Consider the following 13,031-nt stretch of genomic DNA (forward strand, 5'->3'; position numbering starts at 1 on the left):
TATTAGTAATACTGATAAAAAATCACTTTTTTAGTAAGCGGTTTGAAATTTATTTAACCAAATGACTGTCTACTTATAAGTCAGTCATTTGGAGAATAATATGTGTAGTTCACCTAAAAGCAGCCGAGCAGTGAAAAAAACAGCCATTAGTTTTAATGATGAGCTTACTCAAGAGCAGCGCTTGCGTTTTGCTGCAAAAGCTAATTTAGCACAAGAGCGCCGTGAACAGCGCGAAGCAACGAATAAACGCTATGAGCAAAAGCACGCGAGTAGTAAACCTTCGTCTGGTTTATTTTCGTGGTTACAGCAGCTAGTTAGCTGATTTAGCTAAAGTGGTGTTTTTACCACTGCCCAAACCACATAATGCACACAGTACTCCGGCAATAGCGCACAACCACAATGGCGCACTCCAACTGCCTGTTGTAGTGTGTAATGCACCAGCTAGCATAGGACCAATAGCCGCGAGCAAATAACCTACGCTTTGCGACATTCCTGAAAGCGACGCTGCTTGTTGCGAATCGTCAGTTCGTAAACTAATAAACGACAGCCCCAATATAAAACATGCCCCAGAGCAAAAGCCCAGCATTAGGGTCCAAACAAAAGCAAAGCTAGGCATATAAAGTAGCCCCAATGCACTGAGTGCACTCAACATGGCTAAAATAAAGCTAAGCGCGCTTTGATCTTTTAATTTTGCCAATAGGGGGATTAATATTAAACCCGGTAATGCAGTCGCTATTTGAAAAGCACCATGATAAGCACCTGCTTGGGTAGCTGAGTGACCAGTTTCGGTTAATATGCTTGGTAACCACGTAATAATTATATAATTTAAAAACGAGTTTAAGCCCAGCAGTAGGGTAATTTGCCATGCTAGTAAATAACGCCATACACTTTTTGACGTATCGGTGTGTTGATCAATACTCGCGGGTTTTGTGTGCTTACTTAATTGTGACATCCATACAATAATACTCGCCAAAGTAATAAGAGCTGATGAGCCCAGCGCAAGTTGCCATCCTAACCCGTTTAACTGACTAAGCGGAAATACTAAAGTAGAAAACCCACCCGATACCACGCCCATAGTAAGCACGTAGGCTGAGGTCATTAACGCAACCTTTGCAGGGAAGTCGCGCTTAATTAAACTTGGTAATAATACGTTTGCGATGGCAATGCCCACACCAATAATAGCGGTGCCTACAAAAAGCATAGCTGAGGTATTTATTACCCGCGCTGCAACCCCTGCAAGTATAAATAACAAAGCCACAAACAAGGTGCGCTCTAACCCTTGCTTTTTAGCAAGAGTTGCGGCCATTGGCGATACAACCGCAAAGGCAATGAGTGGCAATGTTGTTAAAAAACCAGCTTGCGATGCGCTAAGCCCAAAGTGATTAATAATTTGTTCAAGCACAGGTGCAATACCTGTAAATGTGGCGCGTAAATTTGCGGCAATAAGTAATATGCCAAGCACAAGTAATATGCCAGCAAAGCGTGATTTAGGTGTGTTATTTAACAAAAGGGAAGACCATTAAAGCTAATACTTAATGGGCGCTAGTATAAAGGCTTAGCAAAAACTATAATTTAGAGATAATGACATTAAATAACTAAAAACAGACAAAACTATGTTTGATGCAATTGGCTGGGACGACATTAAAAATTTTGAAACTATGGCGCAGCCTATAATAGCGAAAATAGAGCACGCGCATGCAAGTCACGAAATACCACTACATACCCATCCAAAAGGGCAATTAATTTTAGCGCTACATGGTTATGTAACGTGTGAAGTGTCAGCAAAAATGTGGATGGTGCCTACGCATAGTGCAATTTGGATCCCAGCACAAAAGGTGCATAGTAATAGGGCGTCTGATAACGCGCAGCTTTGTCATTTATTTATTGATAGTAGTAAAAACGGTATGCCGCTAAATACTTGTACTTTAGCCATTACGCCGCTGGTTAAAGAGCTAATGTGCGAGTTGGCTGCGCATAATCAGCACTATACTTTAAATAGTAAAACAGCGCGTTTAGCGCAGGTGTTATTTGATCAACTTATTGAAATGCCCGTACAACCACTGGATTTTGTATTATCTAAAAATGAGGTAATTCAAACTATGAGCGATCAGCTTATAAACAAGCCAAACAATCGAAAAACACTACCACAATGGGCTAAGCAGTTTGCATTAACTGAGCGTACATTAGCGCGGTTAATTAAAAAAGAAACAGGCATGACATTTGGAAAATGGCGTACGCAATTGCATATAATTACAGCCTTAAAAGCGCTTTCTGATAAGCAAAGTGTGCAGCAGGTGTCGGAGTTATTAGGGTATGAGTCGGTGAGTGCATTTATTACTATGTTTAAAAAAGTGATGAAAAAGTCGCCCATGAAATACATGAGCGACTTAAATCAGCTAAATTAGCTTAGCCCTTAAATAAGCATTACCACGTATAAGTTGCCGAAAGCATCGCGTTACGAGGTCTACCCGGGAAGTATCTGTCGCCGGTGAAACTGGTGTAATCGGCGCGCTCTGCATAAGCTTCATTGGTTAAATTAATAATGCGAGCAAGTACTTCAAGATTACTAGTAACTTGCCACTGCGCACGCAGGCTTAAAATACCATGCCCTTGGTATTTATTTAAGTTTTCTGGGTCGGTGTAGTAGTTACCAACGCGTTGCCACTGCAAAGCAAACTGTGCATTGTTTAGTGCCTGCCATGTTAAATCGAAATTAGCAATATTACGCGGTGCGGTATCTATGTCGTTGCCGTTTATATTTAGACCGTTAAGCACTTGGTTGTCAGTGTAAGTATGCTTTGCGTGCGTGCCTGCAAAGTTGAGTGAGAGTGTATTTGTAAGCTGGTAATCAAGTTCAAGCTCAATACCGCGATGGCGAGAGCTGCCATTATTTACCGTAAAAAAGTCACTATCACGGTAAATCGTATTGTGTTTACTCATAGCGTAAACCGACACACCATAACGTAGTTTTTCGTAAATTCCTTTAATACCCAGCTCTGCATTATTAGCTATTTCGGCGCTTAAATTTGCAGTAGTTTGCTCGCGTTGTAATTGGTATAACTCAGCGGCTTGTGGGGCGCGGTAACCACGAGAAAAGTTCGCATAAAGCGTGTTATTTGTATTGTACTGATAACTCAACCCAAGCTTTGGCGATAAATTACTAAAACTATTTTTAGCACTCGCTGGGCGGCTGTATCGGCAGCCACCAAACCCGCATTCTGTGCCATCGTCTTTTGTTCTACCTGCAAGCATATTATTGGTATAGTCGTACTGCATATGCTCGTAGCGCACACCAGCTGTTAGTAACCACTTATTTAATTGCCAATCTACAGATGCAAAAGGGGCATAAAGCGTAGCGTTTACATCGTAATCGTAATGTTTGCCTTGTGGCACTGTCGCGACTAAAAATGCAGAACCTTGCGTGGGCTCATTTTGGCTTTGAGTAAAATCGGCTTGCGTGTATTCGCCATCAAGCCCTAGGTTTATTTTTACATTACTTTGTAAATTATGTTGATAAAGCGATTGCACGCCAAAGCCTGTTTGACTGTTTGTTTCAAGCGGTGTGCCGGGTAAAAAGTGCTTAAAAAAGTCCATGCTTTGGTCGCGAAAATATAACGTAGTAGAGAGCACATCATCGTTATTTAATTGCCAGGTTGCATTGCTCCATGCTCTAAATGCGCGTGCTTTTCTAAATGCGTCAGGGTCAAAGTTTTTTTGCGCGAGGTCTTCGTTTTTATAGCTTTCAAAGCCTGTAATAAATCCAGCCGTTTGCTGATCAAGATTTGTATAAGTAAGGCCTGAGGTAAGTAATAAATTATTATTTGAATAGCGATGGCGAATATTTACTTTTTGTTGCTCTACGCTTTCGTCGTCGCGGTAACCGCTATCGTCGGTAACACTTGCGTTAATGCCGATACCGCTGTTGCCGTAATCTTGTCCTGCACGTAATTTGTAGCGAGTATAGCCGTACGAGCCGTAATCTAAACCAACTAAGCCACCGCCTTGCGTGGTATCGGGCGTTATTACATTAATAACACCATGCACAGCATTTGAGCCATAAAGTGCAGAGCCAGGGCCTTTGAGTACTTCTATGCGCTGCGCCATTTCGCTGTGTGCTTCAAATAGCTCGTTTATATTACAAAACCCAGCGGCTCTCAGTGGTATGCCATCTTCTAAAGTCAATATGCCACCACAAGCGCCTGCGCCCGAAAGCACTTGTGAGCGAAGCGCGGGTAAATACTCTTGGCCATTTCCACGTTGAATATTAGCACCCGCTACACGTTGCAGGGCTTCTTCAATATGCGTAGGCGCTATGCTATTTAGCTGCGCTTCACTTAGTGTACTTATTGATAAAGGCAGTGGGGTAGATAGCGCTTCAATACGTGATGCCGTCGTTGTTATGGTTTCTATTGCATCGTTATTTTGATTGTTGGCAAACGCAGTGTGGTTGAAGGGTAATAACAGCGGCAAAAAATAAGGTTTCATACATTCCTTGAAAGTAATCTATATTGCATTGCCTCTATAATATGCGGTTTTAATGTGCTTTTAAACTCGTTGCGTTAAAGCGTACGTAACCTGTAAACCCGATACGTAATTGATAAAACAAAACAAGCCACAGCAGGAAACACCAAAGCCAGCACTAAGTAATGCTCAAATAAAACAAAACCGGCTACACCGCCTAATAAAAAGCCTGCAATAATGAGTAAAAACATAATGCCTTTACGGGTATCAAATTGCTCACCTTTAAGGGCTTTACCTATCATTAAACCAAGGTCAGTAAAAATGCCGGTTAAGTGTGTGGTACGAACGACCGCACCACTGTAATTAGTGACTAACGCATTTTGTAACCCACAAGCAGCAGAGGCAAGCGTAATTGCATAAACATAAGATTGATTAAGTAGGTAGGCACTTGCTAACAGTAAAGCGCCTTCAATAAATAAGAGCGTATCGTAATGGCGGCCAAGTTTTAATGAACGCCCTGCAAGTAAAAAACCAGAAAGCGCCGAGCCCAACATAAAGCTAATGAGTATGCTAAATAACAGCAAAGCGGCTGAGGTATTGCTCATTAGCTTAATACCCAACAAAGTAACAGAGCCTGATAAGTGCGAAATGGCTTGATGCTCAAAACCTAATAAGCCTACAGCGTTAACGATGCCCGCTATAAATGCCAGTGTAAACGCGCCATATTCAACCCACTTTGGTAGTTTTGTAAACATTGGTTATCTCTTAATGTGTGCAGAGTTAATTATTGAGCTTGTGCTTTAAAACGCTTTATTTGTTCATCAACTAATTTTGTATCAATTACGCCACGCTTAAAAGCAATGTAAGTAGGAAATGTAAACTCATTTAATTGCCGAGCATAAATGTTTTTATATTCCTTTGAGTACCACAAACCCGCTTGATAGTTAGTTATTGCGTATTCAACGCGTTTTTTTCAAGTAGCTCAAAAGTGTCTTTAGTTGAAAGTGAACGAAGCAGATTATTCTCATCAAGGCTGTACTTTTTAGCGATAATTTTGGGAAGAATAACACCGGGTAACATAGCTATAGCGGCTTTTGATAAATCATCAATAAGCAGATTATCTTCATTTAACGTGAATAAACCAAACTTAGTGGTATGCAAAGGCTCGCTAGTAAAGTCTAAATATTCTGTACGCTCTTTATAGTTGGCCAATGAAAAATAGCAGTCGTAATAGCCCAGCTCCATCTCTTTTTTAACACGCGCCCAAGGTAAATGAATAACGTCAATTTTGAGGTTTAAGTTTTTTTCAATAAACTTAATGTAATCAATATCTAAACCTGTAAATGTATCGGCTTTTTCATCGTAAATAGTAAAAGGAGGGTAGTGCGTTGTAACGCAGCGCAGAGTTTTACTTGGCGCTGCAAGTAATAACGAGGGAAAAGTTAAGGCTAAAAACAGAAATATTGCGCGCATAAATATAAATTCGATATCTTTTAAAGTACATAACTTGAACGCCAATTATACAGTTACTGAGCTTAATTGCATTGATCTAAGTATTTTTACCTAGCGTATAAGTTAAAATTTGTGAGATATACCATGTTTAACGCAGAGCAGCAGTCACGCATTATCGAAATGGCGTGGGAAGATAGAACCCCCTACGAGGCTATAGAGAAGCTATACGGATTAAAGTATCCGCAGCTGGTGGTTTTTATGCGAGACAATGTTTCAAAAGGCAGTTTTAAAGTGTGGCGTAAGCGCCATGCAGGTCGTAAAACAAAACATTTAAAATTACGCGATCCCGCCATTATGCGAAGCCACTGTAAAACACAATATAAACAACGTTAAATAAGTGTTAGTTGTTTCATATGATGTTCATCCGTGTTTGTTAATCTTTAGCTATTAATTATGCTAGAGATTATTTATGAGAGCACCTATACACACAGTACTAATAGCATTGGCTTTATTTTCAATAAGCGCAGATGCAAAACCGCATAAAGATAAGCATGGTCATAAACACGGCCACAAAAAAGCATCATTCACATAAGCATAACGACAATGTCTACCTTTCTAAAAAAGAGGCTAAGCAGCTAATTCGTGCAGGTTGGACGCCACCAGTGCTAAGTAAAAGCTACCACCGAGGCGACTATTTAGATCGTGATTTATACAAACGAGGTAGAGTGATTGAACGCTCTAGAGATAATGGTACAGTGAGTATTGAAATAGACCGTACAGTTATCCATATGGTGCACGATACTCGAGAAATACTTTCAATTTTAAGTCGCTAAATTAACTTTATAAGGATATTAAAATGCTCATTGCGCTGGCTATAATTATTGGCTTTTTTTTACTGGTTACCTTACTACCTATGTCGTACAGCCAGCATTACTTAGTGCGTAGCTGCGACTTTGTTCGTTTACAGGTTTTTTATATTGCCAGTTTTGTCGCCGTTACTTCGTTGTTTTTATTATGGCAAAGTAGCGAAATAGGTTACGTGTTTATAGCCTTAACCTCATTACTTATAATGATTTTACAAGGTAAATGGATTTACCCGTATACGTGGCTTGCTAAAAAAGAAGTGCAAAGCGCACCTAAGCATATAGATCATAGTATAAGGATTATGTCGGCAAATGTACTTATGTCGAACCATAAAAGTGAGCAGTTAATTAGCCTTGTTGATGAGCATCAACCCGACCTACTTATTACGCTTGAGAGCGATAGCTGGTGGGAAAATAAATTATCAGTCATCAAAAAAAATTACCCGTATTACATAGAATGCCCTAAAGACAATCGTTACGGCATGCACTTATACAGCAAGTTTAAAATACTCGATGCACAAATATGTGAGCTCATAGAAGAAGATATTCCCTCAATTCATATTCTGTTTGAAAACGATGAAGGCCTGCAAATGCAAGGGCACTTTATTCACCCAGCACCGCCAAGCCCGACCGAAGAAGACTCATCGCGTCCGCGCGACTCAGAGCTAATAATGGTGGCTAAAGCACTTAAAAACCCAACACGACCTACCATAGTTGCCGGTGATTTAAACGACGTAGCATGGTCGCGTAGCACCCGTTTGTTTATGCAGATAAGTGGCTTTTTAGACCCTCGAAAAGGCCGTGGTTTTTATAACACCTTTCATGCAAGTTACTTTTTTATGCGTTGGCCGCTCGATCACTTATTTCACAGCGAAGGTTTTAAAGTAAAACGTATTAAGCGCTTAGCTAAGTATGGCTCTGATCACTTTGCGCTACTGACTGAGCTTTCTTACGAAAACGCTAATCAGCAATCATTAGAAACTAAATCGGCGCAGCACAAGCAAGAAGAAATTCAAGAGCTTGCTATGAATAAGGCAGATAAGCGAAAAGTGCCGAGGTTTGAGGAGAAGTTATAGCTATTAGGCAGTGTAGGTCGGATAAGTGGCGAAGCCACGCCATCCGACAAAAATAATGAATTGGCTAGCAACAACACGACTACCACGTTTATGTTGTCGAGTGGCTAGAAAGTGCCAATTGCAGACATTGGTAACGCCCAAATCGTGCGCCGCCGAAGGTGGTCGCATGGATTTTTTTGTTAACTGGCGCTACTTATTTATTCAGCAGCTTTTGTTTCTCGACTTTGAACTCTTTTTCGTTGAGAGTCCCATTATCAAGAAGCTCTTTTAATAACTTTAATTGTTCATATTTATTACTTGTATTATCTACATTTACCTCCCCACTATTCATTACATGGAATGGCTCATCTTTTTGTTGGACGCAAATAAATACGAGTTCATATCTTGGAAAATTGCCCAAAATATGAGGCCCTTGTGATGTCATCTCCGATACCACTACAACTCTTGGCTTTCCTATTTTATTGCTACAGAAAAACCTTGCAGAATAATTAGCTTTAGCTCGCAACTCACTGAGCGGAGCTGTGCTATCACTTCCTTGTTCAAAAACCCGATACTGTTTTTGGTTAGGAAACGTATCGCTATTTACGAATGTAAACTTACCTGAATAATGTGCTCCATCGAAATACGATGGAACTTTTGTTGCATCAACAATACCAGAAGAACTTGCACATCCAGCTAAATATGTTGATAACGCAATAACTAAAATTTTCTTCATTACAACCTTAAATGATGAACTATTGGTAGCCAGTTAGCATCTTTGTCAGAGGACACTTTCCCTATTTTAGTGCGAAAACATCCTTATTTTGTGAACTTATATTAATAGCAAATACCATAAGTTATTGCCAACTATAAATATTACTCTTTCTGCGGCTTATATAACCATGTAAAAAAGAGGAAAGTTTTCTCTTATTCTTACTAAGTTAATGACAACTTACATGAGTGACGGCTTATCGCTCTTTGCCGAATTTGAGCTCAGTGCCATGAGCAGACACTGAAGATCTTTAATGTCTGAAATCAAGATTTGGGTGATGCCAATCATACCCATTGCTAGGCCACAAAAAGTGGGACGGGATAGTCGCCTGTTTATTTATTAGCTGGTTTTGTTTACTCTTATTTATGTTAATTGCACCACTTAAGCCTAATGACAAATAGTGGCGCTTAAAAAGCGCTCTTTGCTCATCAACATACCCTAATCAAAAATAGTAATTTGGTGTTGTTCGCGTATTAAATTAGGTTTTGATTAATGGCTTTTATAACGGCCTGAGTGCGGTCTTTTACGTCTAATTTGGCAAGAATTTGTGACACATGATTACGAATAGTCCCCTCAGAGTTATCTAATTTTTTGGCAATCACTTTGTTTGGCATACCTAAAGACAAACACTGCAGTACGGTTTGTTCTTTGCCCGTTAAGCAGAGTTGAGGGCTTAGTTGCTTTTTGAGTAAAAAATCAGTCACCGCACTTTGCAATACTCGCTCACCTGCAACGACCTGCTTTATAGCGCTAATGAGTTCTTCAAGTTCAATGTTTTTAAGCACATACCCACGAGCACCTAGATTAAGGGCTTTGACTAATACATCACAATCTTCAAATGTGGTAATGATCAGCACGGGGGTTTTATCACCCTTCTCGCGCATTTTTTGCAGCACGCCGAGCCCATCTAAATTCGGCATTCTCATATCGAGTAAAGCAATGTCAAAACTATGCTCAGCTAATAGTGCAAGCGCTTGCAAGCCATCTTCAGCTTGGGCTTCTATATTAATGGCGTTATCGAGGTTAAGTAAATTAGCGAGGCCTAAACGAACTAAGGTCTGATCTTCAACTAGTAGGCACTTTATCATGGCTTTTTTCTTCTAAATTTAGTGGTAATGTCATGGTATTGATCAGTGTTTCTTGCTCAATATGTTGTGAAAATTCACCGCCAAATTGTGCCATTCGCTCATTTAATCCTGCTAATCCGTTTCCTTGTTTAGGTAAATGGGTCTCTGGTTGATTGTGATACGCTTTTGCAATTAACAGCGGGTGTTGGCCAACGTGGGAGACATTCACATGCAAAGTAAAATAGTTTGCTTGGGTATGTTTAAGGGTGTTGCTGATCATCTCTTGGGTAAACCGCAATACACACAGGGCGTAGTCTTGAGGGAGCTGCTCTGTCCCCTTACTTAGTTGGAGATTACAGTGTAAATTAGGTGTTAGTTCGCAAATGGCCTCAAGAGCTTGCTTAAGTATCGTTTTGTCATTGCGTTGAGTGGAAACGATTTCGCGTACTTCTGCCAATACTTCTTGGCTAAGTTGGTGGCAAAGAGAGAGGGTTTCAACGGTGGCTTCATTTGCTGCTCTTTTAGCAAAATCTAAATTAATGCTGAGCGCGGTAAGCTTATGGCCGAGTGAGTCATGTAGCTCGCGTGATATATTTTGTCGCTCTTGCGCTGCATGCATCGCGCCCATCATGTGTTGGGTGGCTTTTAACTCTTTGTAGTTTTGGCGGGATTGGTAATGTGTATTTAAACTTTCGACAATACGCCGGCTAACAAACCAATTCATCAAGCAAAAGAAGAACCAAATTGTAAACGTGATCCAAGGAATGCCATTTTCCCAGCGCGAATAATGCGTTAAACCATACACCAGCATGACGGCCACAACACAAGTCAGTATTTTAGGAAGCGAAAAATGAGGACTAAAAACCGCTGTGAACATCACTAGGTGGATAAAAACTAAGGACGTTGAACTCAGTTGTATCATAACCAAAATCAGCAGGAAATAGCCAAGTGCTACGCCGTGAACAAATTTATTGGGTTGTTTTAACACATACAGCAAAATGGCTAAAATGGAACCACTTACTATGATTTGCAAATATAGTGCTAATTCTGAGTTTGCATAATAGGCACACGCCGATGTCACCCCAAGCCACGATGCCAATGTTGAGAAATGCCAATCGGTTGTATGTCGTATAGTTGATTCCATTACTGCGGCCATATTTTTTTAGCAATTATTGCAGAACTCGCATTGTAAAAACAGTGACATCTGTCATAGCTCGGGCTATGAGCTTTGTGACTAGTGCCATGAAACCTCATTCATTTATGCTTTATTAATAAAAATTAGTTGGGCACATTAATGAATAAAGACATTCGATTACACTATATTGATAATTTACGTAGCCTCGCGCTATTGCTCGGCATCGTATTTCATGCCGCTTTAGCCTACAGTCCGTTCTTTAGCAATATTTGGTTTACGGCAGACCCAAGCACACATGGTCTATTTGATTATATTACGCATACGCTGCACTTATTTCGGATGCCGTTATTTTTTATTATTGCAGGGTTTTGCAGTGCACTTTTAATAGATAAATCGAGCAACGCGGGCTTTTTACGTCATCGCAGTAAACATATTCTACTGCCTTTTATTGTTTTTTTACCGCTAAGCTTTGCTATTTACTACCATGCCTTGAGTTTTGGGGCCGGTATAGCTAATCCAATACCGCCGATTTTTGCTGTGTTTCAAGTTATTAAAGAGCCTGTTGTTAGCACTATGCACTTATGGTTTTTGTGGAATTTATTCCAGTTTTGCTTAATTCACTGGTTGTTGAAAACAACTAACTTATTAGGTAATAAATTCGATGGGCTTAGCGTTCACCCTTTATTTATGTGGGTTGTACTTCCCATCGTGTTAACGCTTTCTTTGATGGGGAAATCTATTCCATTTCCTGCTCCCGATAAACTCACTCCACAGTTGTGGTCGTATGGTTTTTACGGCAGTTTTTATTGCTTAGGAGTGGGGCTTTATAAAAAACAACAGCTTATTTCGTCATATCATAAGTACTTATGGCCTCTTATTTTGGGTGTTGCAATATCACTGACTGGTTATTTTTCTTTATTACCAGCCGCGCCAAGCTTAGATGAAGTGATTGCTGCCGCAACTACGGGGTATTTTGCCGCAGCGGGAGAGCTATATGTATTGCATGTTTTATCACAAGGACTAAGTGTTATTTTGTTAACCGCCATAACGTTTTTACTTGGGCATCGTTTTTTAAATCACAAAAGTAAGCTCAGTCGCAGCATATCAAATGCATCATATTGGATTTATTTAATACATGTGCCAGTGCTGATTTATATTCAGATGCCATTGATTAATACTAATTTGCCAGTTTTAGTAAAGTTTATAGTTAGCGTGGTTGTTACATTACTTATAGGTCAAATAAGTTATTTATTATTAGTTAAAAATACGTGGTTGGGCGCACTACTTAACGGTAGGCAAACCAAGAAAAAGATAATACAGCCAGCTTAAATGTCGTCACTTGGTAATGACTTAAAAGCAGCAAAACTGACACATTAAGAGCTACATAAAGGGATACTATTATGCATGCAATAACAATCAAATCGACAATCGCCACGATTCAACAAGGGGCAATCAAAGCCGACGGCAGATTTTGGTTAACCAACACCGATATTCATTTTGCACCGTTTAATGCACAATTTGGGTTAGGACCTTATATGTTTGCACGGCGTGAAATTGTAAAAGTGAGTAAGTGCACTGGTAAAGTTGTGGGTATTTTGTCTTATACACGTGATGCAATTGAAATCGTATTAAAAGATGGTAATAAATATCAATTCATTGTGTCGAATCCGATTGAGTGGATTAAATTAATTAACCAATAGTTTAAAGCACAAATGCTGGTAGTCCACAAAAGTAACTATTGTTTTAATGTACCTAATAATACACGATAAAACATGTCACTATTTTATTGGGTATATAGTAAGCACATGGGTTTGATTAAAACGCTTTTGCTTAAGCTCCGTTTGGGTAAAAAAGCCGAACCCCTCATCGTTTTAGGGAAAAAACTATCAAACAACAATAACGTGGTAGTTAAGTCGCTTGAGTTATATTGGTTTTCGCCTGAAGCATATTTCGACGATATCAGTGAATTTGAGAAAGACAATTGTTTTATTGAATCTGTAGGTGATATAACCCCTGTTGATGCATTGGTGAGAGCGCTGAGTAGTGCAAATGCCGTTGTTTGTGTCGATAATCGCTCTGAGCCTTTGCTTGTTTTGCCACTATTACAAAAGCTCGTGCCCATTTGTTTTGAAAAAGCCAACGAGGATCAAATCTTGACTTCAGACATCAAAACTTTTGAATGACTACTTCTCGCTCATTGTTGCCTGTCAGGTTAGGTCTAGTGAA

General features: G+C 39.8%; 14 protein-coding genes and 1 pseudogene. 8 read left to right on the top strand and 7 right to left on the bottom strand.

Going from position 1 to position 13,031, the window contains the following annotated elements:
• Positions 1-100: 100 nt before the first annotated feature.
• Positions 101-322, top strand: coding sequence for a hypothetical protein (locus tag GQR53_RS07275; protein WP_024605837.1), 222 nt, complete (start codon positions 101-103; stop codon positions 320-322).
• Here the strand turns inward: GQR53_RS07275 and GQR53_RS07280 are convergent.
• Positions 311-1,507, bottom strand: coding sequence for an MFS transporter (locus tag GQR53_RS07280; protein ID WP_024605836.1), 1,197 nt, complete (start codon positions 1,505-1,507; stop codon positions 311-313). The two genes, GQR53_RS07275 and GQR53_RS07280, sit on opposite strands and share 12 nt — an antisense overlap.
• Before the next feature lie 106 nt (positions 1,508-1,613).
• Here GQR53_RS07280 and GQR53_RS07285 point away from each other — a divergent pair, with 106 nt between their 5' ends.
• Entirely contained in the window at positions 1,614-2,405 is a 792-nt protein-coding gene (locus GQR53_RS07285) for a helix-turn-helix transcriptional regulator (RefSeq protein WP_024605835.1), read from the top strand.
• A gap of 19 nt (positions 2,406-2,424) precedes the next feature.
• Here GQR53_RS07285 and GQR53_RS07290 read toward each other — a convergent pair whose 3' ends face one another.
• From GQR53_RS07290 to GQR53_RS07300, 3 genes are all read right to left on the bottom strand, one after another.
• Positions 2,425-4,485 (bottom strand): TonB-dependent receptor, encoded by a 2,061-nt coding sequence (locus tag GQR53_RS07290; RefSeq protein ID WP_165743363.1) that lies wholly within the window; start codon positions 4,483-4,485, stop codon positions 2,425-2,427.
• 74 nt (positions 4,486-4,559) lie between these two features.
• Positions 4,560-5,216: a YoaK family protein gene (locus tag GQR53_RS07295; RefSeq protein WP_024605833.1), complete on the bottom strand. Its 657-nt coding sequence runs from the start codon at positions 5,214-5,216 to the stop codon at positions 4,560-4,562.
• Positions 5,217-5,409: 193 nt separating this feature from the next.
• Positions 5,410-5,934, bottom strand: a complete 525-nt coding sequence (locus GQR53_RS07300) for a transporter substrate-binding domain-containing protein (RefSeq protein WP_240917455.1) — start codon at positions 5,932-5,934, stop codon at positions 5,410-5,412.
• 123 nt (positions 5,935-6,057) lie between these two features.
• Between GQR53_RS07300 and GQR53_RS07305 the strand changes: the two genes are divergently transcribed.
• The 3 genes and pseudogenes from GQR53_RS07305 to GQR53_RS07315 all read left to right on the top strand — a co-directional run bounded on the left by GQR53_RS07305 (position 6,058) and on the right by GQR53_RS07315 (position 7,852).
• Positions 6,058-6,306 (top strand): TIGR03643 family protein, encoded by a 249-nt coding sequence (locus tag GQR53_RS07305; RefSeq protein ID WP_024605832.1) that lies wholly within the window; start codon positions 6,058-6,060, stop codon positions 6,304-6,306.
• Between the two features lie 76 nt (positions 6,307-6,382).
• Positions 6,383-6,746 (top strand): annotated as a pseudogene (locus tag GQR53_RS07310) (hypothetical protein).
• 23 nt (positions 6,747-6,769) lie between these two features.
• Positions 6,770-7,852, top strand: a complete 1,083-nt coding sequence (locus GQR53_RS07315; protein WP_165743365.1) for an endonuclease/exonuclease/phosphatase family protein — start codon at positions 6,770-6,772, stop codon at positions 7,850-7,852.
• 193 nt (positions 7,853-8,045) lie between these two features.
• Here GQR53_RS07315 and GQR53_RS07320 read toward each other — a convergent pair whose 3' ends face one another.
• From GQR53_RS07320 to GQR53_RS07330, 3 genes are all read right to left on the bottom strand, one after another.
• Positions 8,046-8,567 carry a hypothetical protein gene (locus tag GQR53_RS07320; RefSeq protein ID WP_165743367.1) on the bottom strand — a complete coding sequence of 174 codons (522 nt, stop codon included), beginning with the start codon at positions 8,565-8,567 and terminating at the stop codon, positions 8,046-8,048.
• Positions 8,568-9,076: 509 nt separating this feature from the next.
• Entirely contained in the window at positions 9,077-9,691 is a 615-nt protein-coding gene (locus tag GQR53_RS07325) for a response regulator transcription factor (protein ID WP_165743368.1), read from the bottom strand.
• Positions 9,669-10,814: a histidine kinase gene (locus GQR53_RS07330; protein WP_165743369.1), complete on the bottom strand. Its 1,146-nt coding sequence runs from the start codon at positions 10,812-10,814 to the stop codon at positions 9,669-9,671. Before GQR53_RS07330 ends, GQR53_RS07325 begins: the two co-directional genes overlap by 23 nt.
• Before the next feature lie 150 nt (positions 10,815-10,964).
• On the opposite strand from GQR53_RS07330, the gene GQR53_RS07335 reads away from it, so the two are divergent.
• The 3 genes from GQR53_RS07335 (at position 10,965) to GQR53_RS07345 (ending at position 12,988) form a co-directional block, all read left to right on the top strand.
• Positions 10,965-12,134 (top strand): acyltransferase family protein, encoded by a 1,170-nt coding sequence (locus tag GQR53_RS07335; RefSeq protein ID WP_165743371.1) that lies wholly within the window; start codon positions 10,965-10,967, stop codon positions 12,132-12,134.
• A gap of 71 nt (positions 12,135-12,205) precedes the next feature.
• Positions 12,206-12,505 carry a hypothetical protein gene (locus GQR53_RS07340; protein ID WP_165743373.1) on the top strand — a complete coding sequence of 100 codons (300 nt, stop codon included), beginning with the start codon at positions 12,206-12,208 and terminating at the stop codon, positions 12,503-12,505.
• 105 nt (positions 12,506-12,610) lie between these two features.
• Complete coding sequence (locus GQR53_RS07345; RefSeq protein ID WP_197098158.1) at positions 12,611-12,988, top strand: hypothetical protein; 378 nt, start codon at positions 12,611-12,613, stop codon at positions 12,986-12,988.
• The last annotated feature ends 43 nt before the right edge of the window (positions 12,989-13,031 follow it).

The sequence above is a fragment of the Pseudoalteromonas sp. Z9A6 genome (assembly GCF_011378805.1).
In the GTDB taxonomy this organism is placed as follows: Bacteria; Pseudomonadota; Gammaproteobacteria; order Enterobacterales; family Alteromonadaceae; genus Pseudoalteromonas; species Pseudoalteromonas distincta.

What these genes read in the sequence shown, in the direction of transcription:
- GQR53_RS07290 (WP_165743363.1), bottom strand. Translation starts at nt 4,485, where the DNA reads ATGAAACCTTATTTTTTGCCGCTGTTATTACCCTTCAACCACACTGCG.
- GQR53_RS07315 (WP_165743365.1), top strand. Translation starts at nt 6,770, where the DNA reads ATGCTCATTGCGCTGGCTATAATTATTGGCTTTTTTTTACTGGTTACC.
- GQR53_RS07300 (WP_240917455.1), bottom strand. Translation starts at nt 5,934, where the DNA reads ATGCGCGCAATATTTCTGTTTTTAGCCTTAACTTTTCCCTCGTTATTA.
- GQR53_RS07335 (WP_165743371.1), top strand. Translation starts at nt 10,965, where the DNA reads ATGAATAAAGACATTCGATTACACTATATTGATAATTTACGTAGCCTC.
- GQR53_RS07320 (WP_165743367.1), bottom strand. Translation starts at nt 8,567, where the DNA reads ATGAAGAAAATTTTAGTTATTGCGTTATCAACATATTTAGCTGGATGT.
- GQR53_RS07275 (WP_024605837.1), top strand. Translation starts at nt 101, where the DNA reads ATGTGTAGTTCACCTAAAAGCAGCCGAGCAGTGAAAAAAACAGCCATT.
- GQR53_RS07295 (WP_024605833.1), bottom strand. Translation starts at nt 5,216, where the DNA reads ATGTTTACAAAACTACCAAAGTGGGTTGAATATGGCGCGTTTACACTG.
- GQR53_RS07325 (WP_165743368.1), bottom strand. Translation starts at nt 9,691, where the DNA reads ATGATAAAGTGCCTACTAGTTGAAGATCAGACCTTAGTTCGTTTAGGC.
- GQR53_RS07285 (WP_024605835.1), top strand. Translation starts at nt 1,614, where the DNA reads ATGTTTGATGCAATTGGCTGGGACGACATTAAAAATTTTGAAACTATG.
- GQR53_RS07345 (WP_197098158.1), top strand. Translation starts at nt 12,611, where the DNA reads ATGGGTTTGATTAAAACGCTTTTGCTTAAGCTCCGTTTGGGTAAAAAA.
- GQR53_RS07330 (WP_165743369.1), bottom strand. Translation starts at nt 10,814, where the DNA reads ATGGAATCAACTATACGACATACAACCGATTGGCATTTCTCAACATTG.
- GQR53_RS07340 (WP_165743373.1), top strand. Translation starts at nt 12,206, where the DNA reads ATGCATGCAATAACAATCAAATCGACAATCGCCACGATTCAACAAGGG.
- GQR53_RS07305 (WP_024605832.1), top strand. Translation starts at nt 6,058, where the DNA reads ATGTTTAACGCAGAGCAGCAGTCACGCATTATCGAAATGGCGTGGGAA.